The 23033-nt window shown below is 68.1% G+C and carries 18 protein-coding genes and 2 tRNA genes; 8 read left to right on the forward strand and 12 right to left on the reverse strand.

Annotated elements, in window-relative coordinates; translation table 11 throughout:
- Positions 1 to 58: 58 nt before the first annotated feature.
- Entirely contained in the window at positions 59 to 964 is a 906-nt protein-coding gene (locus U6958_RS27115; RefSeq protein ID WP_016450314.1) for a PP2C family serine/threonine-protein phosphatase, read from the reverse strand.
- Positions 961 to 1992, reverse strand: coding sequence for a serine/threonine-protein kinase (locus U6958_RS27120; RefSeq protein ID WP_016450313.1), 1032 nt, complete (start codon positions 1990 to 1992; stop codon positions 961 to 963). Before U6958_RS27120 ends, U6958_RS27115 begins: the two co-directional genes overlap by 4 nt.
- A gap of 89 nt (positions 1993 to 2081) precedes the next feature.
- Here U6958_RS27120 and U6958_RS27125 point away from each other — a divergent pair, with 89 nt between their 5' ends.
- From U6958_RS27125 to U6958_RS27140, 4 genes are all read left to right on the forward strand, one after another.
- Positions 2082 to 2975, forward strand: a complete 894-nt coding sequence (locus U6958_RS27125; protein ID WP_017407182.1) for a YicC/YloC family endoribonuclease — start codon at positions 2082 to 2084, stop codon at positions 2973 to 2975.
- 44 nt (positions 2976 to 3019) lie between these two features.
- A complete protein-coding gene (gene gmk, locus U6958_RS27130; RefSeq protein WP_016450311.1) occupies positions 3020 to 3649 on the forward strand; it encodes a guanylate kinase in 630 nt (209 codons plus the stop codon).
- An 18-nt stretch (positions 3650 to 3667) separates the two neighbouring features.
- Positions 3668 to 3871 (forward strand): DNA-directed RNA polymerase subunit omega, encoded by a 204-nt coding sequence (rpoZ, locus tag U6958_RS27135; RefSeq protein ID WP_016450310.1) that lies wholly within the window; start codon positions 3668 to 3670, stop codon positions 3869 to 3871.
- Between the two features lie 101 nt (positions 3872 to 3972).
- Positions 3973 to 6240 carry a bifunctional (p)ppGpp synthetase/guanosine-3',5'-bis(diphosphate) 3'-pyrophosphohydrolase gene (locus tag U6958_RS27140; RefSeq protein ID WP_016450309.1) on the forward strand — a complete coding sequence of 756 codons (2268 nt, stop codon included), beginning with the start codon at positions 3973 to 3975 and terminating at the stop codon, positions 6238 to 6240.
- A 27-nt stretch (positions 6241 to 6267) separates the two neighbouring features.
- Here U6958_RS27140 and U6958_RS27145 read toward each other — a convergent pair whose 3' ends face one another.
- A complete protein-coding gene (locus U6958_RS27145; RefSeq protein ID WP_074924147.1) occupies positions 6268 to 7131 on the reverse strand; it encodes an NAD-dependent protein deacetylase in 864 nt (287 codons plus the stop codon).
- 88 nt (positions 7132 to 7219) lie between these two features.
- Between U6958_RS27145 and U6958_RS27150 the strand changes: the two genes are divergently transcribed.
- A complete protein-coding gene (locus U6958_RS27150; protein WP_074924150.1) occupies positions 7220 to 8605 on the forward strand; it encodes a lytic murein transglycosylase in 1386 nt (461 codons plus the stop codon).
- Between the two features lie 4 nt (positions 8606 to 8609).
- On the opposite strand, the gene greB is transcribed toward U6958_RS27150, so the two are convergent.
- The 3 genes from greB to U6958_RS27165 form a co-directional block, all read right to left on the reverse strand.
- Complete coding sequence (gene greB / locus U6958_RS27155) at positions 8610 to 9176, reverse strand: transcription elongation factor GreB (protein WP_016450306.1); 567 nt, start codon at positions 9174 to 9176, stop codon at positions 8610 to 8612.
- Between the two features lie 117 nt (positions 9177 to 9293).
- Positions 9294 to 9370: transfer RNA gene (locus U6958_RS27160), tRNA-Arg, on the reverse strand.
- A gap of 169 nt (positions 9371 to 9539) precedes the next feature.
- Positions 9540 to 9616 (reverse strand) — tRNA-Arg (locus U6958_RS27165).
- A gap of 183 nt (positions 9617 to 9799) precedes the next feature.
- Between U6958_RS27165 and U6958_RS27170 the strand changes: the two genes are divergently transcribed.
- Positions 9800 to 11323, forward strand: a complete 1524-nt coding sequence (locus U6958_RS27170) for a PLP-dependent aminotransferase family protein (RefSeq protein WP_074924153.1) — start codon at positions 9800 to 9802, stop codon at positions 11321 to 11323.
- Between the two features lie 47 nt (positions 11324 to 11370).
- On the opposite strand, the gene U6958_RS27175 is transcribed toward U6958_RS27170, so the two are convergent.
- Together U6958_RS27175 and U6958_RS27180 are read right to left on the reverse strand one after the other, a co-directional pair.
- A complete protein-coding gene (locus U6958_RS27175) occupies positions 11371 to 12813 on the reverse strand; it encodes an amino acid permease (RefSeq protein ID WP_016450754.1) in 1443 nt (480 codons plus the stop codon).
- A 124-nt stretch (positions 12814 to 12937) separates the two neighbouring features.
- The gene (locus tag U6958_RS27180) at positions 12938 to 13336 is read right to left on the reverse strand and encodes a nuclear transport factor 2 family protein (protein WP_016450755.1); all 399 of its coding nucleotides are present in this window, start codon (positions 13334 to 13336) and stop codon (positions 12938 to 12940) included.
- A gap of 334 nt (positions 13337 to 13670) precedes the next feature.
- Here U6958_RS27180 and U6958_RS27185 point away from each other — a divergent pair, with 334 nt between their 5' ends.
- Positions 13671 to 15092, forward strand: coding sequence for an FAD-binding oxidoreductase (locus U6958_RS27185; protein WP_012203944.1), 1422 nt, complete (start codon positions 13671 to 13673; stop codon positions 15090 to 15092).
- 80 nt (positions 15093 to 15172) lie between these two features.
- Here the strand turns inward: U6958_RS27185 and U6958_RS27190 are convergent, their stop codons facing one another.
- Together U6958_RS27190 and U6958_RS27195 are read right to left on the reverse strand one after the other, a co-directional pair.
- Entirely contained in the window at positions 15173 to 15574 is a 402-nt protein-coding gene (locus U6958_RS27190; RefSeq protein ID WP_047325961.1) for a group II truncated hemoglobin, read from the reverse strand.
- 39 nt (positions 15575 to 15613) lie between these two features.
- Complete coding sequence (locus U6958_RS27195; RefSeq protein ID WP_074924155.1) at positions 15614 to 17128, reverse strand: MFS transporter; 1515 nt, start codon at positions 17126 to 17128, stop codon at positions 15614 to 15616.
- Positions 17129 to 17333: 205 nt separating this feature from the next.
- On the opposite strand from U6958_RS27195, the gene U6958_RS27200 reads away from it, so the two are divergent.
- Positions 17334 to 18215 carry a LysR family transcriptional regulator gene (locus tag U6958_RS27200; RefSeq protein WP_047473008.1) on the forward strand — a complete coding sequence of 294 codons (882 nt, stop codon included), beginning with the start codon at positions 17334 to 17336 and terminating at the stop codon, positions 18213 to 18215.
- A 774-nt stretch (positions 18216 to 18989) separates the two neighbouring features.
- Here U6958_RS27200 and U6958_RS27205 read toward each other — a convergent pair.
- The gene (locus U6958_RS27205; protein ID WP_074924161.1) at positions 18990 to 21524 is read right to left on the reverse strand and encodes an ABC transporter permease; all 2535 of its coding nucleotides are present in this window, start codon (positions 21522 to 21524) and stop codon (positions 18990 to 18992) included.
- Between the two features lie 84 nt (positions 21525 to 21608).
- The gene (locus U6958_RS27210; protein WP_043781105.1) at positions 21609 to 22829 is read right to left on the reverse strand and encodes a porin; all 1221 of its coding nucleotides are present in this window, start codon (positions 22827 to 22829) and stop codon (positions 21609 to 21611) included.
- Positions 22830 to 23033: the final 204 nt, after the last annotated feature.

The raw sequence follows: 23033 nt of genomic DNA on the forward strand, positions 1-23033 counted from the left end.
ATAGGTTCGGTAGTCCATGCGCGCCAACGGCACCGCTGCCGCGGGCCGGCAGCGGCATTCAGCGCTTGAACTGGCGCTCGGCCGAGCGGCGTATCGCTTCGTTGATCTCGGCGATGGAGCGCTCGATGGCCGCGTCGTCGAGCTCATCTTCCAGGTCTTCGATTGCCCCGCCCTGGATCGTGGATTCAAACGCGTCGTTCTCGATGTCCTGGGTGGAGATGCCCATGGTGGACTCGAAGGCGTCTGGCGTCTCCCACTCCATGGCAATGGCCGTGACGTTGTCGCTGGCATCGCCCGCATTGCGCAGCGCCGTATCGACCAGCTGGGGAATGGCCTGGGACACGGTGCGGCCGTGCAGGGTGCGCAGCAGGTGCCCTTCGTCCACGCTGCCCCACAGGCCGTCGGAGCACAGCAGCAGCTTGTCGCCCTGCTCCAGCCGGCGCGGCTCGGTCACGTCGTAGATGGGCTTGGACGGAGAGCCCAGGCAGGTGAACAGCACGTTGCGGCTCGATGTCTTGAGCTGGGCCGCGATCTCGCCCATCTCCAGATAGGAGTGATCGCGCGTGCGCACCAGCAGCTCGCCGCCGCGAACCAGGTACAGGCGCGAGTCGCCGCAATGGATCCAGGTGATCTTGCCCTTCTGGATGACGGCGGCGACCAGCGTGGTGCGCGGCGTGTCGATCATTCCCTTGGCGCTGGCATAGCGCAGGATCTGCCGGTGCGCGTGCAGCAGCGCATCGACCAGAAAGCCCTGCGGATCTTCGAGCAGCGGCTTGGCCTGGCGCTGGAAATGCACGGACATCACCTGCAGCGCCAGCTGCGCGGCGACCTCGCCTTCGGGATGGCCGCCCATGCCGTCGGCCAGCACGAAGAGCACGGCTTCCCGCGTGTAGCAGTAACCCATGCGGTCTTCATTGAGCGCACGGCCGCCGCGGCGGCTCAGCTGGAATACCGAAAACCTCATGGCTTGCGCTCCTGGCCCACGGCTGGCAGGCCCGCTGCGCCGCTGATCTTTTGCATGTTCTTCTTGGCGTCGGTCACCAGCGTGTCCAGCTGCAGGCGCATGCGCTCGGAGACGCTGAGCTTGGTGTAGCGACGCTCGCCTTCGCGGCTCAACTCCTTTTGCAGCGCAAAAACCGACTGCGGACGCGATCCCGGGTCCACGGCCATGCACCACTCGACCACCTCGATGAGATTGTCCGAATACACGCCGCGCAGCTTGGTCAGCGCCAGCGTGAGCCGGTCCTTGTCCTGGCGCTGCGGCGCCTCGTTGGGCGGAAATCCCTGCATGCAGGCATAGATGCAGGCGCCGATGGCGTAGATGTCGGTCCAGGGCCCCAGCGATGCGTCGCGGCGGTACATCTCGGGCGCGGCAAAGCCCGGCGTGTACATGGGGCGGATGAAGTTGCCTTCCTTGGACAGCACCTCGCGCGCCGCGCCGAAGTCGATCATCACGGCACGGTCGTCATTGGTGATGAAGATGTTGGCCGGCTTGATGTCCAGGTGCAGCATCTTGTGCTGGTGCACGATGCGCAGGCCGCGCAGCACCTCGTCGAACAGCGAGCGAATGGTCGATTCGCGGAACACCTTCTCGGCCTTGAGCTCGCGCGCGGTGACGACGAAGTCCTGCAGGGTGGCACCCTCCAGGTAGTTCATCACCATGTAGACGGTTTCGTTCTCGCGAAAGAAGTTGAGCACGCTGACCACGGAAGCGTGCGAGATCTGCGCCAGTGAACGCCCTTCCTCGAAGAAGCTCTTGAGGCCCAGGCGGTACAGCGAAAGTTTTTCGGGCGCCACGGCGGGCTGCAGCTCTCCGGGGGCACGGGTGGCCAGCGAGGCGGGCAGGTATTCCTTGATCGCCACCTGCTTGCCCTCTGCATCCAAGGCCAGGTAAACGACGCCGAAACCGCCGGAAGCAAGCCTGCGCACCACCCGATAGCCGCCGATCGTGCTGCCTGGCGGCAATGGCGCCGGCTTGATCTTGGAAGACATTTTTCTCCGGTGAGTCTCAGGGATGGGGCGAAACCCGGATAATCGGGCAATTGCAAGCATCCATCAAAAGTCCAATGCCAGTTTACAGCATGACCGGATACGCCAGTGCCCAGCACGGCGCGTCCGAAGAAGATGGTGGAGCGTCGGGCCGCAACAGCCGGCTCGGTCTGGAGATCCGCTCGGTCAACAGCCGCTTCCTGGATCTTTCGTTCCGCCTGCCCGACGAACTGCGCGCGCATGAGCCAGCCTTGCGGGCCCTTTTGACCGCCCGCCTCAAGCGCGGCAAGGTCGAGGTGCGCGCCGCCATCGACAACGACGACGGCAACTCCCTGCCCGACCCCTCCACCGCCATGCTGCAGCGCCTGGCCATGCTCCAGGACACTGTCCAGTCCTGGCTGCCCGACGCCCGCAGCCTGTCCGTCTCCGACGCCCTGCGCCTGGCCAGCGGCAGCGGCAACTCGGCCGTTGACTGGAGCAGCGTGCTGCCCACGCTGGCAGAGCAGGCCCTGACCGAACTGCTGGAGGCCCGCGCCCGCGAAGGCAAGCGCCTTGCCACCATGCTGCTGGACCGCATCGCGCAGCTGCGCAAGCTCGCGGCAGATGCCACGCCCCTGGTGCCCCAGCTCGTGGAGCAGCAGCGCCTGCGCTTCATGGAGCGCTGGAAGGAAGCGATGGCCCTGGCCGAAGGCGCCGTGGCGCCCGAAGCCGCCCAGGACCGCGCCCTGACCGAGGCCACCGCCTTTGCCATCCGCATCGACGTGGCCGAGGAAGTCACCCGCCTGGACTCGCACCTGGACGAGATCCAGAGCCTGCTCAAGAAGGGCGGCGAGATCGGCAAGCGCCTGGACTTCCTGATCCAGGAACTGCACCGCGAAGCCAATACGCTGGGCTCCAAGTCCGCCACGCTGGAGCTGACCCGCATCAGCGTGGACATGAAGGTGCTGATCGAGCAGATGCGCGAGCAGGTGCAGAACATCGAATAAGCCCAACACAGATGCCCATGCGTGAACACACTGCGCAAAATTCCATGGATTACCCCGGAAACCTCTTTGTCGTCTCGGCCCCCAGCGGGGCCGGCAAGTCCAGCCTGGTGCGCGCGCTGCGCGAGTTCGATGCGCGCGTCTCCCCTTCCGTCTCCCACACCACGCGCGCGCCGCGTGGCCAGGAAAAGCACGGCCGCGAGTACTACTTCGTCTCCGACCAGGAGTTCGACGCCATGGTGTCGAACAACGCCTTCGTCGAATGGGCAAACGTGCACAGCCGCCGCTACGGCACGGCCAAGAAGGCGCTGGAAGAGCGCATCCAGGTCGGCACCGACGTGCTGCTGGAGATCGACTACCAGGGCGCACTGCAGGTCAAGCAAGCGTTTCCGAACGCCGTGCTGATCTTCATCCTGCCGCCCAGCTGGGACGAGCTGCGTGCCCGCCTGGAAAACAGGGGCGAGGACGCGCCCGAGGTGATCGAGCTGCGCCTGAAGAACGCGGCCGAGGAGATGGCCCAGGTGGCGAAATTCGACTTCGTTATAATCAACGAATTGTTCGAGAGCGCACTGTTTGATCTCAAGACGATCATCCACGCCCAGCGCCTCAAGTATGCGGCTCAGCGCAGCCGCCGCGCAGAGACCTTCGAGTCTCTCAATATTTCTGAACCCAACTGACGTTTCCCGGAGATCCTGATGGCACGCATCACTGTTGAAGACTGCCTGGAGCAGATCCCTAACCGCTTCCAGCTCGTGTTGGCCGCCACTTACCGCGCACGCATGCTGAGCCAGGGTCACACGCCCAAGATCGAAACCAAGAACAAGCCCGGCGTCACCGCGCTGCGCGAGATCGCCGAAGGCAAGGTCGGCATCGAGATGCTGAAGAAGGTTCCGGGCTGATTTGCTGCAAAGCAACACAATGGCCCCACAAAGAGCACCGCACAGCGGTGCTTTTTTTACATGAAGCCTGCACAAACCAGCATGCACGCTACATTTAAGTCATGAAAGCGGCCTTGACTTCGTTCACAGCCCCCTCTGATCCCGTACCGCCACCCCGGCCCGAGCGCATGTCTGCAGAGCAGGCAACCGCCGTGTCGGCCAATGCCTTTGCCGGACTGATGGAGCACCTGGGATACCTGGATGCCACCAGCATCGAGCAGGTGCGCGAAGCCTATGCCTTCGCCGACCAGGCCCACAGCGACCAGTGGCGCAGCAGCGGCGAACCCTATATCACCCATCCCATCGCGGTCACGGCGCTGTGCGCGAGCTGGAAGCTCGACGCCCCGGCCCTGATGGCCGCGCTGCTGCACGATGCGATGGAAGACTGCGGCGTCACCAAGGCCGATCTCGCCCAGCGCTTCGGCCAGGACGTGGCCGAGCTGGTCGACGGCCTCACGAAGCTGGACAAGCTGCAGTTCAACACGCGCGAAGAGAACCAGGCGGAATCCTTCCGCAAGATGCTGCTGGCCATGGCGCGCGATGTGCGCGTGATCCTGATCAAGCTGGCCGACCGCACCCACAACATGCGCACCATGGGCGACATGCCGCGCAGCAAGTGGGGCCGCATCTCGTCGGAAACGCTGGAGATCTACGCACCCATCGCCCACCGCCTGGGGCTGAACCAGACCTACCGCGAGCTGCAGGACCTGGCCTTCCGCCACCTGCATCCCTGGCGCTACGCCACACTGGAAAAAGCCATCGCCCGCTCGCGCAAGCGACGCCGCGACCTGGTTCAGCGCGTGCAGGACGAGGTCAATGCCGAGTTCGCCGGCGCGGGGCTGCAGGCCCGCCTTGCCGGCCGTGAAAGCACGCTGTATTCGCTCTATCTGCGCATGGAGAAGAACCAGCTGAGCTTTGCCAAGGTGACGGACATCTACGGCTTTCGCATCATCTTGCCGCGCGTGATCGATTGCTACACGGCGCTGGGCGTGCTGCACCAGATGTACAAGCCCATGCCGGGCCGCTTCAAGGACTACATCGCCATTGCCAAGAACAATGGCTACCAGTCGCTGCACACCACGCTGGTGGGCCCCTCGGGCGTGAACATCGAGTTCCAGATCCGCACCGAGGAAATGCACATCGTCGCCGAGGCCGGCGTGGCCGCCCATTGGCTCTACAAGGCCCAGCCCGGCCACGATTCCGAGCAGCTGGGCACGCAGTGGCTCCAATCGCTGCTGGACATCCAGAACGAGACGCGCGATGCCGCCGAGTTCTGGGACCACGTCAAGGTGGACCTGTTCCCCGACGCCGTCTACGTGTTCACGCCCAAGAGCGAGATCATGGCCATGCCGCGCGGCGCCACCGTGGTGGACTTCGCCTATGCGATCCACAGCAAGGTCGGCAACCACATGACCGCCGCGCGCATCAACAACGAGGAAGTGCCGCTGCGCACCGAACTCAAGAGCGGCGACGTGGTGCAGATCGTCACCTCCGAAGACGCCACGCCCAACCCGGCCTGGCTGGGCTTCGTCAAGACCGGCCGCGCGCGCTCCAAGATCCGCCATTACCTGAAGTCGGCCGCGCAAAGCGAATCGGCACGCCTGGGCGAGAACCTGCTGGCCCAGGCCATGCGCGCCGAAGGCATGGACGCCGTGCCGCCGGCCGATGAAGCCAACCAGGCGCTGTGGGACGAAGTGCTGCGCATGGCAGGCAGCCGCAGCCGCGCCGACCTGATGGTGGACATCGGCATGGGCCGGCGCATTGCATCGCTGGTGGCCTCGCGCCTGACGGCGCTGATGGCGCGCCACGGCCACCGGCCCGACGCCCTGCTGCTCACGCGCGAACGCTTCAATGCCAGCAACCGGCCTTTCCAGGGCGCCGTGCTGCTGGACGGCTCCAACCAGGGCTCCATCCACTACGCGCAGTGCTGCCGGCCCGTGCCGGGCGACGCCATCGTGGGCTATCTGGGCAGCGGCGAAGGCCTGATCGTGCACCACGCGCAATGCAAGATCGCACAGCGCCTGCAGGAAAAGGACAGCGACCGCTTCATCGTCGTGGAATGGGCAGATGACATCGATGCCGCGCGCCTTTTCGAGGCCCGCATCGTCGTCACCGTCAACAACGGCAAGGGCGTGCTCGCCCGCGTGGCAGCCGAGCTGGCCGGCGCCGAAGTGGACATCCTGCGCGTGGACATGGCCGACGAGGCCGCCATGAGCACCACGGACCTGTGCTTCGTGATCTCGGTGCACGACAACCAGCAGGTGGAGTCCGCGCTGCGCAACCTGCGCCGCGTGCACTCGGTGGTGCGCGCATCGCGCGTCATCCCCTGAACACTGCCCCGCTCCTGCGGGGCTTTTTCATTGCTCCAGGTCCTGGGCCAGCTGCTGCAGCAACGGGCCGCAGTCCTGCTCGATCTTGAGGGCCAGCAAATCCTCGGAGCGCATGCGGCCCTGGTTGATGGCGGCCACCGGCTTGCCCTGGGCCACGGCCTCATGCACGAAGCGCAGGCCTGAATACACCATCAGCGAAGAACCGGCGACCAGCAGCCCGCCGGCCTGCTGCAGCATGGCGCGCACGGCCTGCACCCGCTGGCTGGGCACGCCTTCCCCATAGAACACCACATCGGGCTTGAGCACGCCGCCGCAGTGCGGGCAGGCCGGCACGTCGAAGCGGCTGAAGTCGCGCCCCTCCAGATCGGCATCGCCGTCGGGCGCGGCCTGGGCGCTCAGGCCGGCCCAGCCGGGGTTGCGCTCCAGCAGCATGGCCTGCAGCACGGCGCGCTCCATGCCGGTGCCGCAGCCCATGCAGCGCACGGCGGCGATGCGGCCGTGCAGGTCGATGACGCCATCGCTGCCTGCCGCTGTATGCAGGCCGTCCACGTTCTGGGTGACCAGACCGGCCATCCATCCGCGCTGCTGCAGCAGCGCCAGCGCCTCATGGGCCGGGCCGGGCCGGGCCTGCGCCATCACGGGCCAGCCCAGCAGGCTGCGCGCCCAATAGCGCTGGCGCGTGGCATGGCTGCCCATGAAGGCCTGCAGCGTCACCGGCTGGGGCCGCTTCCACTGCCCCGCCGCATCGCGGTAGTCCGGAATGCCCGAGCCTGTGCTGCAACCTGCGCCCGTCAGCACCAGCCAGCGCTGGCCAGGGCGCAGCAGGGCACGCAGCGCCTGCGCGGCATCCTGCACAGGCGGGGACAGGGAGGGCGATGGTGCAGCAGTCATGGGAGCACAGCATAGCGATCCATGGATGGCTTGGTGCGGAAACACCGTGTTGCATTCAGCGCCAGGGCGCAGCGGAGACAATGGCTGCATGCCCCACGCACATGCCACCGCCCCCGTCCCCAGCAACGCCAACGGCCCCCACATGCTGACCCGCGCCGGACTGGCCACCGCCCTGACTGCCGCTCTGCTGGCCGGCTGCGCCTCCCGACCTGCGCCCACGCCGGTGCCAGCGCCAGCTTCCGCTGCGGCAAACTCCACGGCTGCGGCCGCCCCTGCCGCGGCGGCACAGGCCGGCCCGGCCGCAGCGCCTGCTGCCGAGGCAAGCGGCGCGCAAGAGGCGTCCCAGCAGGCCGAGGCCGCCAGCTTCGAGGCCTGGAAGCGGGACTTTGCGCGCAAGGCGCTGGAGGCCGGCATCTCCGCCAAGACCGTGAGCAGCGCGCTGGAGCCGGCCCGGCTGCAGCGGCGCGCGGTGCAGCTGGACCGCTCGCAGCCCGAGTTCACGCGCACGCCCTGGCAGTACCTGGACAGCGCCGTCTCGGCCCAGCGCATTGCCCAGGGCCGCACCAAGCTGCGCGAAGCGGCCGCACCGCTGCAGGCGGCCAGCCAGCGCCATGGCGTGCCGGCCGAGGTGATCGCCGCCATCTGGGGCATGGAAAGCAATTACGGCAGCAACTTCGGCAACTTCCCCACCGTCGATGCGCTGGCCACCCTGGCCTTCGACGGCCGGCGCGCGGCCTGGGCTCAGAAGGAGTTGCTGGCCGCCCTGCGCATCATCGACAACGGCGACATCGACGCGGCCCACATGATCGGCTCCTGGGCCGGCGCCATGGGCCATACGCAGTTCCTGCCCTCGGTCTTCCTGGCCTATGCAGTGGATGCCGATGGCGATGGCCGCCGCGACATCTGGGGCAGCCTGCCCGATGTGACGGCCTCCACGGCGAACTACCTGGCCCATTCGGGCTGGAAGACGGGCGAGCCCTGGGGCGTGGAAGTGCGCCTGCCGGCAGGCTTTGACCATGCACGCGCCGAGACCAGCGTGCGCCAGGACAGCGCGCAATGGGCGGCCGAGGGCGTGCAGGCCGTGGACGGCTCCGCCCTGCCCGCCATGGCCGATGCCAGCGTGATCGCACCGGCCGGCGCGCGCGGGCCGGCCTTCATGGTGGGCGCCAACTTCCGCACCATCCTGCGCTACAACAACTCCGTGAATTACGCATTGGGCGTGGGCCTGCTGTCGCAGCAGCTGGCCGGTGGCCCGGGCGTGCAGGCGGCCTGGCCACGCGATCTGGCCCCGCTGTCGCGCGAGCAGTTGCGCGCCTTGCAGGCCGCGCTCAACGACCGGGGATTTTCGGCCGGCACGGCCGATGGCGTGATGGGGCCGGCCACGCGCGCGGGCCTGCGCCAGTTCCAGCAAAGCCAGGGCCTGGTGGCCGACGGCTACCCCACGCTGGAGCTGCTGCAGAAACTGCAGCCCTGAACGCTCACCCGGCGGCGCTGCCCGGTTCCGGGTAGGTGACGTCCAGCACTTCCAGCGTGCGCACACCTGCGGGGGTGGGCAGGGCCACCTCGTCGCCCACACGGGCCTTGAGCAGGGCGCGCGAGACGGGTGCGATCCAGCTGACCTGCTGGCGTGCGCTGTCGGCCTCGTCGATGCCCATGATGGTGATGGTGCGCTCCTCGCCCTCGTCATCGACATAGGTGACGGTCGCGCCGAAGTAGATCTGCTCGCTGCCGGCATGCACGGAGGGATCGACCACCTCGGCGATCTCCAGCCGCTTGGTCAGAAAGCGGATGCGCCGGTCGATCTCGCGCAGGCGCTTCTTGCCGTACAGATAGTCGCCGTTCTCGGAGCGGTCGCCATTGCTGGCCGCCCAGTGCACGATCTCCACGATGCGTGGACGCTCGTTGTCGATCAGGTCCAGCAGCTCGCCCTTGAGCCGCGCGAAGCCCTGGGGCGTGATGTAGTTCTTGCCGCCCGGCGGCAAGGGCGGCAGGCCGACTTCATCATCGTCGTCGCCGTCGGATTCCTTGGTGAAAGCCTTGCTCATAGGGAGCCGATCTTCACACAGATCACCGCAGCAGGCGAAGACGCCGAACAAACCTCGACACCAACTGAGCACAAACGAAAAAGCCTCAGAACTTTGCAGTTCTGAGGCTTGTCGTTTTGGTGCGGCTGGCAGGAATCGAACCCACGACCCCTTGGTTCGTAGCCAAGTACTCTATCCAGCTGAGCTACAGCCGCCAAGCTTTGAATTATAGCGTGCTTTTTGAACGCCTACGGAAAACCATGAAAATATCGAAAAATAACCGTTGCCCAGCGCCTGAACCATTGCCACGGCCTCTGTGCGGGCCTGTGCGGGCGCCTGAAACGAAAAAGCCTCAGAACTTTGCAGTTCTGAGGCTTGTCGTTTTGGTGCGGCTGGCAGGAATCGAACCCACGACCCCTTGGTTCGTAGCCAAGTACTCTATCCAGCTGAGCTACAGCCGCCAAGACAACGATTGTATATCAATTTCCGGCCTCTCCGCAAAAATTGCAACCATCGCAAACTCCGGGCCCCGTGGCGCACCGCGCTGGCCTATATTGGCCGGTCGCGGATGCAGGCCCTGCCCTGCACCTGCGCGGGAGACAAACACAGCGAGCGGCCCGCCGCAGCGGCGGGAACGACAAGACATGACAGACAAGCGCGCGGCCACGCAGCCGCAACCGCCCGAGGGCGCCATGTGGGGGCAGCTGTTTCGCCGCAGCGCCCGCCCCTCCCTGAGCCTGCAGGGCCAGATCCGCGAGATGCTGGTCGATGCCATCCTCTCGGGCATCCTCGCACCCGGCGAATCCATTCCCTCCAGCCGCGAGCTGGCGCGCCACCTGGGCGTGGCACGCATCACCGTGGTGCTGGCCTACCAGCAGCTGGCCGAGGAAGCCTTTTTGCTGAGCCGCCAGCGCAAGGGCCACTTCATCCATCCCGACGTACTCAAGGGGCGCACGCCGGGCGGCGCTGCGGCCAGCAGCCCCCCTGGCGAAGGCCGCCGCACCGACTGGTCGCGGCGCCTGTGGCTGCTGCCCAGCCAGCAGCGCAGCATCGTCAAGGAAGAGGACTGGCAGCGCTACCCCTATCCCTTCCTGTATGGCCAGTTCGACAAGGAGCTGTTTCCCACGGCGGCTTGGCGCGAATGCTGCCTCAAGGCCCTGGGCGTGCTGGACATACGCCAGTGGGCGCCCGACCAGATCGCGCGCGACGACGAGATGCTGATCCAGCAGGTGCAGACCAAGATCCTGCCGCGCCGCGGCGTCTGGGCCTCGGCCGACGAGCTGATCATCACCGTGGGTGCGCAGCACGCCCTCTACATGGTGGCCGACCTGCTGATGCGCGAGGGCACGGCCGTGGGCATCGAGGAGCCCGGCTACCCCGACGCGCGCAACATCTTCAGCAGCCGCACCTCCCAGGTCATCCCGCTGCCGGTGGACGGCCAGGGCCTGCCGGTCACGCCGCTGCTGCGCCAGCTGGACTACCTCTACGTGACGCCCAGCCACCAGTGCCCCACGGGCGTGACCATGCCGCTGGCCCGGCGCGAGGCGCTGCTGGAGATGGCCGAGGCGCACGACATCATCCTCATCGAGGACGACTACGAGAGCGAGAGCAGCTTCGACGGCCAGCCCATCCCGGCACTCAAGAGCCTGGACCGCAGCAACCGCGTGATCTACGTGGGCAGCCTGTCCAAGAGCCTGGCGCCGGGCCTGCGCGTGGGATACATCGTGGCCGCACCAGAGCTGATACGCGAGCTGCGTGCACTGCGCCGGCTCATGATCCGCCACCCCGCCACCTTCGTGCAGCGCACGCTGGCCATGTTCATCTCCCTGGGCCATTACGAGGCCCAGCAGCGGCGACTGGCCCAGGCGCAGAAGGAGCGGCACGCAGCCCTCACGGCCGCCATGGCCGAGCATGCGCCCGGCTGCCGCATCACGCCCGTGCGCGGTGGCGGCTCGTGCTGGGTGCAACTGCCCGACCACATTCCTGTCGATGCCCTGGCGCAGCGTGCCGCCGCGCACGGCGTGCTCATCGAGCCCGGCGATGTGTTCTTCGCACGCCCGGGCACGCCCGGCAGCTACATGCGCATGGGCTACCAATCCATACCCGCCAACGACATCGGCCAGGGCGTGAAGGCCCTGGCCGATGCGATCCGTGAGGAGCAGCAGTAACGCAAGGAATGGCCGGGACCGGCCCTGCCGGTCCCGTCGCCCCCGGGTCAGTACTTCTGCGGCTCGGGCCGCGCAGCCTCGGACAGCGATGTCACCACGGGCGCCACGCCGCGCTGCAGGAACTGCCGCACGGCGTAGGCCAGCAGCAAAATGCACAGGCTGGCCACGCCCAGCGCCAGCGGCGTGCGCTGCTCGGGGATGAAGGCCATGGCGATGACGATGGACAGCATGCCGAAGATGGCGAACCAGGTCAGGTACGGATAGCACCACATGCGCACCTTGAGCTGGTGGGGCGCCTCGCGCTCCAGCCGGGCGCGCAGGCGCAGCTGCGAGATGGCGATCAGGATGTAGACGAAGATCGCCACCGTGCCGTAGGAGTTGACCAGGAAGGCGAACACCTTGTCGGGCGACACATAGGACATCACCACGGCGCCGTAGCCGAACAGCGTGGCCACCAGGATGGCCCGCGTGGGCACGCCATTGCGGCTGACCTTGGCCAGCGCCTGGGGCGCGTCGCCGCGCCGCGTCAGCGCGAACAGCATGCGAGATGACGCATACAGCCCCGAGTTCAGCGCCGACAGCACGGCCGTCAGCACGATGGCATTCATGATCTGCGCGGCGGCCGGCACGCCCATGGTGTTGAGCGCGCTGACATACGGCGTGGCAATGCCGCCCGCATTCCAGGGCACCAGGCAGGCCACCAGGAAGATGGAGCCCACATAGAACACCAGCACGCGCGTGATCACCGAGTTGGTCGCCTTGGCCACGGCCTTCTGCGGCTCGGCCGTCTCGGCGGCGGCAATGGTCACGATCTCGGCGCCGAAGTAAAAGCCCGTGGCCGCCACCGCCCCGGTCAGCACGGGCACGATGCCGTTGGGCATGAAGCCGCCGTTGCCGGTGAGGTTGCCGAAGTGCATGCCCTGCGAGGCGGGCGTCAGGCCCAGCACGTAGACGCCGGCCACGAACAGGAAGACCACGATGGCCGCCACCTTGATGGAGGCGAACCAGAACTCGAACTCGCCAAAGGACTTGACCGACACCAGGTTGGTCAGCGTCAGCATCACCAGCAGCACCAGGCTGATGCTCCAGTTGGGCACATCGGGCAGCCAGTAGCGCACTAGGTCGGCTCCGGCCACGGCCTCCAGCGCCACGACGATGACCCAGAAGTACCAGTACATCCAGCCCGTCAGAAAGCCTGCTAGCCGGCCCACGCCGGGGCGGTCGCGCCAGGCCTCTCGCGCAAACTCGTAGAACGAGCCTCCCCCGGGCATGGAGCAGGCCAGCTCGCCCAGCATGCGCATGACCAGGACCACGAGCAGGCCCGTGATGAGGAAGGAAAGAATCGCGGCCGGCCCGGCCGACTTGATGACGACGCCGCTGCCCACGAACAGCCCGGCACCGATGACGCCACCGAGGGCGATCATGGTCATGTGGCGTTCCTTGAGCCCGTGCGAAAGCCCCGGTGAAGAGGCGTGCTGATTTCCGATCATGTCTTGTCTCCTGTTTTATTCAGGCGCCACGGCTGATGCTCTGTTGTGGTGGCTGCGCAGGTGCGCGCCTTGCCGTGGCGTATCCGGTGTTCCCGGTGGCACGGGGCCGCAAGGCCCCGCGCCGTCAGGCGGCCGCCACCGGCGGGCGGTCCTTGCGGAAGGCGTTCTTCACGGCGATCTTTCCGTCCTTGAAGGTGAAGACATCCACCATGCGCGCTTCCACGCGCAGGCCGTCGGCCTTGGTGCCCTTGAAGGTGCTCTCGGACACGCCACGGTCGCCCTGCACGAAGTGGTCTCCATCGAGCCAGGCCGCATCGGGAAAGGCCTGCCAGGCCATCTGGAAGCCCTCGCGCACGGCCTGGCGGCCGATGAAGCTGCGGCCCATGAGGTCGGGGCCGGCCACGGCGTGGAACTCGCATTCATCGGCCATGAAGTCCATCAGGGCCTCGATGTCGTGGCGGTTCCAGGCCTCGGCGAAGCGGGCCAGGAACTGTGCGTCGGGAGGGTTGGTGTCTGCGCTCATGCTGTCTCCTTGTCTGTGGTGGGTCCCACGGCGCCGGGCCCGGGCAGGGCCGCCGCGCCGCGTCATCGAAATGTCGATGGGCCATGGTAGGTAGCAGGCACACGGACCCGTTAGAACCAGATGCCATCAATCGTTAGGTCCAGGCGCGCGCACCGGCCGCCGCTGGCTCTATCGAAAGCTGGGCTGTGGCGCTAACTGGCTCCATGGCCTGCTGGCTATGCTGATTCCATCGTCGGTGCACCGCCTTGCAGGGCTCGCCGGCACTGGCCCCATTCCACCGAATCCATAGCAAAAAGCGGCAGATCCCAAGCCGCCGCACCAGGAGACATCCGCCATGAAAGCCGAGGACATCCGCCCCAGCCACCTGCGTCCCTACGACCCTCAGTACGACCCGCTGGTGGCTGCCAACCCGGGCCACGGCACGGGCTATGCGCCCACCTACTGGGTCGGCACGGCGGGACGCCCGCCAGACGATGACGGCCCGGTCACCGGCGACATGGACGTGGACGTGGCCATCGTCGGCTCGGGCTTCACGGGCCTGGCCACGGCCCTGTTCCTGGCGCGCGAGCACGGCATACGCGCCGTGGTGCTGGACGCCAACCAGACCGCCTGGGGCTGCACCAGCCGCAATGGCGGCCAGGGGCAGAACGCCAGCGGGCGCCTGTACCGCTCGCAGTGGATCGCACGCTGGGGCAAGGACGTGGCGCTCAAGCTCGACGCCGAGATCCGCGAGGGCTTCCAGACCTTCAAGGACCTGGTGGCCGAATTCCCCGAGTGCGAGCCCCAGCCCGGCGGCCACCTCTACATCGCCCACCGCGAAAAGAAGCTCGATTTCCTGCGCAACGAGACCCAGATCATGCGCGAGGTCTTCGGCTACGACGCCCGCATGCTCAGCCCCGAGGAGCTGCGCCGCGACTATGTGAACGATGCCGACAGCCATGGCGCCATGCACGAGCCCGACGGCATCGGCGTGCACCCGCTCAAGCTGGCCTTCGGCTACCTGCGCAAGGCGCGGGAGCTGGGCGTCAAGGTGCACCCGGCCAGCCCGGTGCTGGGCGTCGAGACGCGCAACGGCGTGCACCACCTGCGCACGCCCGGCGGCACCGTGCGGGCGCGCGCCGTGGGCTTTGCCACGGGCGGCTACACCAGCAACGCCCTGCATGGCAGCCTGCGCTCCAAGATCATGCCCATCCTCTCGAACTCGCTGGTCACGCGGCCGCTGACCGAGCAGGAGCTGGAGGCCACCGGCTTCAAGACCACCCAGGTCATCACCGACACGCGCACGCTGCGCTTTTACTACCGCCGCCTGCCCGACAACCGCGTGCAGATCGGCAGCCGCAGCGCCGTCACGGGTGCCGATGCGCCCAACCCCATCCACATGGCCAAACTGGTGGACGGCCTGCACCGCAAGTTCCCGGCGCTCAAGGGCATCACCATCGACTACTCCTGGTGGGGCTGGGTCGATGTGAGCCACGACATGATGCCGCGCGTCTTCCAGCCCGATCCGGCCCAGAGCATCTTCTACGCCGTGGGCTATGGCGGCAACGGCGTCTCCTTCTCGGCCCACGCGGGCCGTCGCATGGCCGAGCGCATCGCAGGCCGCCAGAGCAAGACCTTCGAGCTGCCCATCTACAACTCGGAGCTGGAGTATCCGAACGTCTTCAACATGGTGCGTTCGCCCGCGTTTGCGCCGTTTCGCCGGTTGGGGCAGCGGTTCCTGTACCACTGGTACTACATGCGCGACGAGAAGCTCTGACACCGGCTCCGATTGCTGCTTGGGCCGGCCTCCCGCAGGGGCCGGCCCTTTTTTTCAGCAGCGCCGGGGGCAGCCACCTGCTACCGGTTCCGCATCCAGTCGGCCGTGTTCATGAAGCTGGCCTTGAGGCGAACGCGCAGCTCCTCGGGCACGCCGGTCTCGCCCATGGCCTGGTCCATGCAGGCCACCCACTGGTCGCGTTCCAGGATGCCGATGGAAAACGGCATGTGGCGCATGCGCAGGCGCGGGTGTCCGAAGCGATCCTGGTAATGGTCAGGGCCGCCCAGCCAGCCGCACAGGAACCAGAACAGCTTCTGGCGCGCGTCGGCCAGCGTGCTGCCATGGGCGGCACGCAGTTCGGCATAGCCGGGCTCCAGGTCCATCAGATCGTAGAAACGGTCCACCAGGGCCTGCACCCTGGGCTCGCCGCCGATCCATTCATAGGGGGTCTGGGGCGCGTTGTTCTGGGATTCCTCGGACATGACTGGAAGCGGCTGGCGGCTGAGTGAAACCCGCGATTGTCAGGCATGTGCCATGTCCGTGCTTGCGTGCGTGCCGGCCCGCAAGAAGGCATACACGCCCAGCGCCGTCAGCACGGTGATGCCAGCCAGCACATCGAGCAAGGTGGAAAAGGCCTGGCCATACGCGGCCAGCACGGCCGATGCAGGCAGGCCGGGCAGCAGCGACAGCGCGCCGGCGAGATCCCCCGTCACCAGCAACTGCGCGGCCGGGCCGGTGGCCGCCAGCGCCTGCGGCGCCAGTGGGGCAGCCAGTGCCGACAGCCGCCATGACAGCAGTGCCGCCAGGCCCGCGCCCACCAACGCCAGCGCAATGCCCTCCCCCGCCACGCGCACCGTGCTGAAGATGCCCGTGGCCATGCCCGCGCGCTCGCTGGGCACCACGCTCACGGCCAGGCCATCCATCAAACCCCAGGGCAGCCCGATGCCCAGGCCTATCAGCAGCAGCGGGGGCGCCATCTGCGCAAAGGCCGTGCCCGGCGCGCACCCGCCCAGCCACAGCAGGCCCGCCGCGCACACCAGCAACCCCGCCAGGCACAGCAGCGCGGCCGAGATCCAGCGTGTGAGCCAGCCCGCCAGCAACGGCACGAACAGCATGGGCAGGGACAGCACAAACATCAGCTGCCCCGCCTGCAGCGGCGCCATGCCCTCCACGCCGATGAAGCGCACCGGCAGCAGCACCAGCAGCACCACGAAGGCATAGGCCGGCGCGCCCGCCAGCAACTGCACGCCAACGAAACGCGGATAGCGAAACAGCGACAGGTCCAGCATGGGCTGCCCCGTGCGCTGCTGCACGCGCCGCTCCACGGCCACAAAGGCCGCCAGCGCCAGCGCGGCGCCGGCCAGCGGCAGCAGCGTTGCAGCGCTGGACCAGCCCGCCTCCGGCCCCTGCAGCACGCCCCAGGTCAGCAGCGCCAGGGCTGCGGTGAACAGCAGCGCACCGGCCCGGTCCAGCCGCTGCGCCTGCGGATTGCGCGACTCAGGCATGCAGCGCAGTCCCAGCACCAGCGCGGCCAGCGCCACGGCGGCCACGCAAAGCACCACGCCGCGCCAGCCCGCCACGCCCAGCAACCAGCCCGACAGCAACGGACCGAAGGCCAGGCCCACGCCGAACGACGTGCCCACGCCACTGAAGGCACGCATGCGTGCCGTCCCGTCGAACACCTGGGCCAGCGCCGCCGTGCCGCCCGCCAGCGCGGCCGCCGCGCCCAGGCCCTGCAGCGCACGCAGCAGGTTGAACACGACGATGGCCCCCTGCCCGCCCAGGCAGGCCTGGGCCAGCGCACTGGCCAGCACCACGCCCAGCCCGGCCAGGAAAACGCGCCGCCGCCCGTGCAGATCGGCCAGCGCGCCGGCCGCCATCAGCGTGGCGCCAAAGCTCAGCATGAAGGCATTCGTCACCCAGTTGAGCGCCAGCGGCCCGCCGCCCAGCGCCTCGCGCAGCGCAGACAGGGCCACGGCCGGCCCGGTAAAGCTCAGCGGCATCGCCAGCGCTGCAAGGCAGACCGACAACAGCACCCAGACCGGGGATGCATGCGGTCGCGCTGTGCCGTGGAGCGCACCCGGTGCGCGGGAAGAAGTCAGGCAGGAGGACATGGTTGGCAAGGCTTTCGCAATTTCCCGGCCGCACATGGCCAGGCATGCATGAACGATAAAAGCGCTGCAATGCCGTGAAAATAGGCGCCAGACTCCCCACACTCCCAATCCCAGGTTGGCAATCGACATGGACAGCTTCAGCGGACTCGAATCCTTTGTGCGTGCAGCCGACCTGCTGAGCTTTGCCGAGGCCGGGCGCGCCCTGGGCATCTCGGCCTCGGCCGTCGGCAAGAACGTGGCGCGGCTGGAACAGCAACTGGGCCTGCGCCTGTTCCAGCGCACCACGCGCCAGGTGCGGCTCACGCAGGAAGGCGCGCTGTTCCATGAGCGCTGCCGCCGCATCCTGGATGAACTGCACGATGCGCGCGCCACCATGCAGGCCGCCGCCGAGGCGCCGCGCGGACGGCTGCGCGTGAGCCTGCCCACCATCGGCTACCGCTTCCTGCTGCCCGTGCTGCCCGAGTTCCAGGCCCTGTACCCGGAGGTTGACCTGGACCTGGACTTCAACGATCACCTGGTGGACGTGGTCGAGGCCGGCCTGGACGTGGTCATCCGCAGCGGCGAACTGGCCGACTCGCGCCTGGTAGCGCGCCGGCTGGGGCCGTTCCGCTTCATCCTGGCCGGCTCGCCCGCCTACCTGGCGGCACGAGGCATACCGCAATCCCCCGCCGAACTGGCACAGCACAGCTGCCTGCGCTACCGCTTCCTGAGCAGCGGCAAGCTGGAAGAGTGGGTGCTGCCCGGCATGCCGCCCCACCTGCCCGCCGCCCTGGTCTGCAACAACATGGAAGCCATGCTGGGCGCGGCCGTGGCGGGCATGGGGCTGGCCTATATGCCGGACTTCCTGGCGCGGGATGCACTGGGGCGTGGCGAACTGCAGCGGGTGCTGGCGGAGGACCTGACGCACACGGGGCAGTTTTCGGCGCTGTGGGCGTCGAGTCGGCAGTTGTCGCCTAAGGTGAGGGCGTTTGTGGATTTTGTGGGGGAGAGGCTGTTCAAGGAGTCTTGAACGGGGCCGTCCCCTGCTGTTGCTCGTTCTTGTCCCTGCTGTTGCTCGTTTCTGCCCCTGCCGGGTGGTTGTTTTTCGAGGCCGGGTCTCGGCCCGGCAGCCGACTGCCCTTTCTTGATTCGCCAAGAAAGGTCAGATCAAAGAAGGCGACCCGAATGTCCGCGACCCTCCGCTTCGCTGCGGGCAACCTGCGTCGTGGCAGTTGCGGGGTTCGCCGTGAAACTCTCTTCGCGCTGCGCGCTACGTTCAAACATCACGGCGAGTCAGATCACGAAGCAGTCCTGTCCTTCGGCAGGACTGCAACCCCGCAACCACCACGCCGCAGGCGCTGACATACGGGGAGTTTGCCCGGGCCTTCGCTTCGCTCGGCCCCTGGTTTGAAGCCGAACGCAGTGATGGCGCCGGCTGTTGGCTGTTGGCTGTTGGCTGTTGGCTGTTGGCTGTTGGCTGTTCCCCAGCCTCCCCCCCTTCTGTCCACGCCTGCGTTGGGCGGGATGCGGGGTGGCAAGCCTGCCGAAGGACAGGCTTGCTTCGTTGTCTAGCTCGCCGTGATGTTTGAGTGAAGCGCGCAGCGCGTAACGAGTTTCACGGCGCACCCCGCATCCCGCCCAACGCAGGTCGCCCCGTAGCGAAGCGAAGGGGTCGTGGGCAGTTTGGGGCGCGCTTCTTTGCCTACTTTCTTATCGCGCGATAAGAAAGTAGGTCGGCCGCCGGGCCGAACCCCGGCCTCGAAAAACAACCACCCGGCAGGGACAAAAAACAGAACCCAAAGACCTACTCAGCCACCTGCCTCAACGTATCCATCACAGGCCTCCTCAACACCTCCCGCAACGCCCACCACCCCGCCATCCAGGCCAGTAAGGCCCCGGCAACAGCCCCCGCCAGCGGAGCCCACCAGGGCACGGTCCAGTTGAACTCGAACACCCAGCGCGCCAGGGCCCAGCCCACGGCACCGGCCGCGCAGCTGGCCAGGAAACCCGCCAGCAGGCCCACGCCCGCCAGCTCGGCGCGCTGCACCTGCGCCAGCAGCCGGGCCTGGGCACCGACGGCGCGCATGATGGCGTACTCGCGGGCGCGCTCCTCGCGCGTGGCGGTGACGGCGGCGAAGAGCACGACCAGGCCGGCTGCCAGGGTGAAGCCGAAGAGGAACTCCACCGCGCGTATCACCTGGTCCAGCACGCGCTGCACCTGGGCCAGCGTGGTGCTCAGGTCCACGTTGGTAATGTTGGGAAACTCGCGCACCAGGGCGTTGTCGAAGCCCGCCACGTCCGGCGCGCGGTAGGCGGCCAGGTAGCTGACGGCCACGTCGTCCAGGTGGTCCACGGGATAGATCACGAAGAAGTTGGCCCGCATCGATCCCCAGTCCACCTTGCGCAGGCTGGTGATGCGCGCCTCGCTGGGCACGCCGCCCACGTCGAAGCCCAGCGTGTCGCCGAGCTTGAGGCCCAGGGTCTCGGCAATGCCGTCCTCCACGCTGATCTCGCCCTTGGCGCCAGGCGTCCAGGTGCCCGCCGTGATCAGGTTGTGCGCGGGCGCCTGCGCCGTGGTGGAGAGGTTGAACTCCCGGTCCACCAGGCGCTTGGCACGGTCTTCGCTGAAGTCGTCGGGGCTGACCGGCTTGCCGTTGACGGTGACCAGACGCCCCCGGATCATGGGGAACCAGTCATAGGAGGTGACGCCAGCCTTGTCCAGCGCCGCGCGGAAACCGTCGGCCTGCTCGGGCTGCACGTTGATGACGAAGCGGTTGGGCGCATTGGCCGGCGTGGCCTGGCGCCAGCTGCCGATGAGGTCGGTACGCAGCAGCACCAGCAGCATGAGCGCCAGCAGCCCCACGGCCAGGCTGCTGATCTGCACCACGGCATAGGCGGGGCGCGCGGCGATCTGGCGCGTGGCCAGCACCAGCCAGCGCGGCGCCGTGCTCTCGTGCACCAGGCGGCGCAGCACCTGCACGGCCAGCCAGCCCAGGGCCGCGAACAGCAGCACGGCCACGGCAAAGCCGCCCACGGCGATCAGGCCCAGCTTGATGTCGCGGCTGGCCGCCAGCAGCAAGGCCGCAAAACCGGCCACGCCCACGGCCAGCACCACCACCGAGGCAGGCTTGAGCGCGCCCAGGTCGCGGCGCATGACGCGCAGCGGCGGCACGCGCGCCAGCTGCAGCACGGGCGGCAGGCCAAAGGCCAGCAGCAGGGTCAGCCCCATGCCCACGCCGAAGGCGGCAGGCCACAGGCCCGGTGCGGGCAAGGCGGTTTCCACCAGCCCGGCCAGCAGCAGCACGAAGACATGGTGGATGGCCCAGCCCAGCAGCACGCCAGCGGCGCTGGAGGCCAGGCCGACCAGCACGAACTCCACCGTATAGGCCCCTGCAATGCGCCGCTGGCTCTGGCCGAGCACGCGCAGCATGGCCGAGGCGTCGAGGTGGCTGTTGGCAAAGCCGCGCGCAGCCAGGGCCACGGCCACGGCCGACAGCAGCGCCGCCAGCAGGGCGACCAGGCTCAGGAATTTCTCGGCGCGGTCCAGCGTCTGGCGCATCTCGGGGCGGCCGCTGTCCAGCGACTCCACGCGCACGCCATGCACGCCGGGCGCCTTGGCCTGCTGCTCGGCCCAGACGCGGTAGCGCTGCACGGCCGCCTCGGAGCCATCACCCGCGCCGGCCACGGCCAGGCGGTAGGTGATGCGGCTGGCCGGCTGCACCAGGCCTGTGGCGGCAAGGTCGGCGGAGGTGATCATCACGCGCGGCGCAAAGTTCATGAAGCCCGCGCCCCGGTCGGGCTCGATGGAGATGATGCGCGCCACGCGCAGTTGGGCGTCGCCCAGCAGCAGCATGTCCCCCACGCCTATGCCCAGCGACTCCAGCAGCGGCGCATCGACCCAGGCCTCGCCCCGCGCCGGTATCTCGCGCGTGGCCCGGTCGGCCGCGCCGGGGGCATCGGCCACGCGCAGGTTGCCGCGCAGCGGATAGCCTTCGGGCACGCTCTTGAGCGCCACCAGGCGGCTCATGCCGCCTTGCGCGTCGCTGGCGCGCGCCATGGTCGGGAAGCTGGATGTCTCCAGGGCCTGCAGCCCTTCGGCGCGTGCGCGCTCGGCAAAGGCCGGCGCCGTGGGGTTGTCGCCGACCACGACCACGTCGCCGCCCAGCAGCTGGCGCGCATCGCGCTGCAGCCCCGCCTGCAGCCGGTCGGCAAAAAAGCCCACCGAACTGAGCGCGGCCACGGCCAGCATCACGGCGACGATCAACAGGCGCAACTCGCCCGCGCGCAGGTCGCGCCACAGGGTGCGCCAACCCAAGGTCCATGCAGAAGATCCATTCATGCCGCGCAGATTAGCGCAGGCGAAGATGGGCACCCGGGCGCCACGGCTATTGGCACGGCCGCTCAGGACTATTGGCGCGGCCGTTCAGAACATCAGCCGCAGGCCCAGGTCCAGCCCGAGCGCGCCGGCCGGCTGCATGCCGCCCGTGGTCAGGTAGCCGGGCTGGGGCAGGATGGCCGGGTTGCTGACCACCAGCGGCGTCACGCCCATCACGCCCGGGTTGTTGCGCCCGTTGCCCACGCTGATGCGTGACACCGTGGCGTACAGCGCCGTGCGTTTGGACAGCGGGTGCACATAGCCCAGGGCGAGCTTGTTCACCGAGGAATCGCCGTCGGCCAGGCCCTGGCCATTCCTGAACTGCACACGTGCATAGGAGGCGCGCAGCGCCCCCTGGCCCACGGGGATGTTCACGCCGGCCAGCACGCCCAGGTAGCGGTCGTTGATGGCGGCCAGCGTGCCGGCGTCGCGCCGCTCGTTGCGCACGCCGGACCATTCGCCAAAAAGCTTGACGGGGCCGAAGTCATAGGAGCCGCCCAGGTTCAACGAGCGGATCTTTTCCGCGCCGGCGCCCGAGGTGCCCAGGGTGTTCTCGCCATAGCCCAGCGCCACATCGGCCGCCCCCATGGCCCAGCCGATGCGGGCACCCGCGTAGCGCCCCCGCTTCGAGCTGTTCTCGGGGAAGGCGTACATGGCCTGCCCGTAGACGCCGCCCAGGCCCGGCGGCAGGAAGTAGCCGATGGAGTTGCCTGCGCGCAGATAGGTGTCCGTGCCCGCCGACAGCCCGCCGCCCAGCAGGCCGCCCGTGGCCAGCGCGCGGGCGATGGCCAGGTTGCTGTTGACCACGGCGATCAGGTTGGTGCCCACGCCGTTGACGGTGAAGGGGTCGAAGGCCCAGTCGTTCAGAAACGAAGGCGTGTGGTCGCGCCCCATGCGCAGCTCGCCCAGGCGCCCGGACAGGCTGATGGTGGCGCGCCGCCCGAAGTTGAGCGCGCCGCCGCCCGTGTCATTGGCCACCGGCGCCTCCAGCCACAGGCCGGCCATGAGGCCGCCGCCCAGGTCTTCGCTGGCGCGTATGCCGATGCGGCTGGCCAGGTTGCCCGAGGGCGACAGCGCCCAGGTGCTTTGCCGCGCCGAGCGCGCGGGGCCCGCGTCCCAGGAATCGCTGCGCACGCTGTAGCGGCTGATGCCGGCGTCCATCACGCCGAACAGCGTGACCGAGGTGGGCGCTTGGGCGGCGGCCGCGCCTGCCAGACACAGCAGGCCCAGCGCGTGCAGGCCGCAGGGATGGGGGTGAAGTCGGGGCATGGGGGTCTCCTGTTCATCGTGGGGGCTGGCGCGGTCCTGCGCCACGAATCGACTCTAGGAAAGCCATCGCGCCGCTTCTTGGCAGTTCATGCCAACGGCTTTGCAATTCACGACATGCGCGGGTTGCCCTGGTCAGGGTTGCCATGGATTTGTCCCAACAAGGCAAATGCCTGTCCCCCAATGGCAATTCCCGGGACAGCGGGC

The sequence above is a fragment of the Delftia lacustris genome (assembly GCF_040267515.1).
Classification (GTDB): domain Bacteria; phylum Pseudomonadota; class Gammaproteobacteria; order Burkholderiales; family Burkholderiaceae_C; genus Comamonas; species Comamonas tsuruhatensis.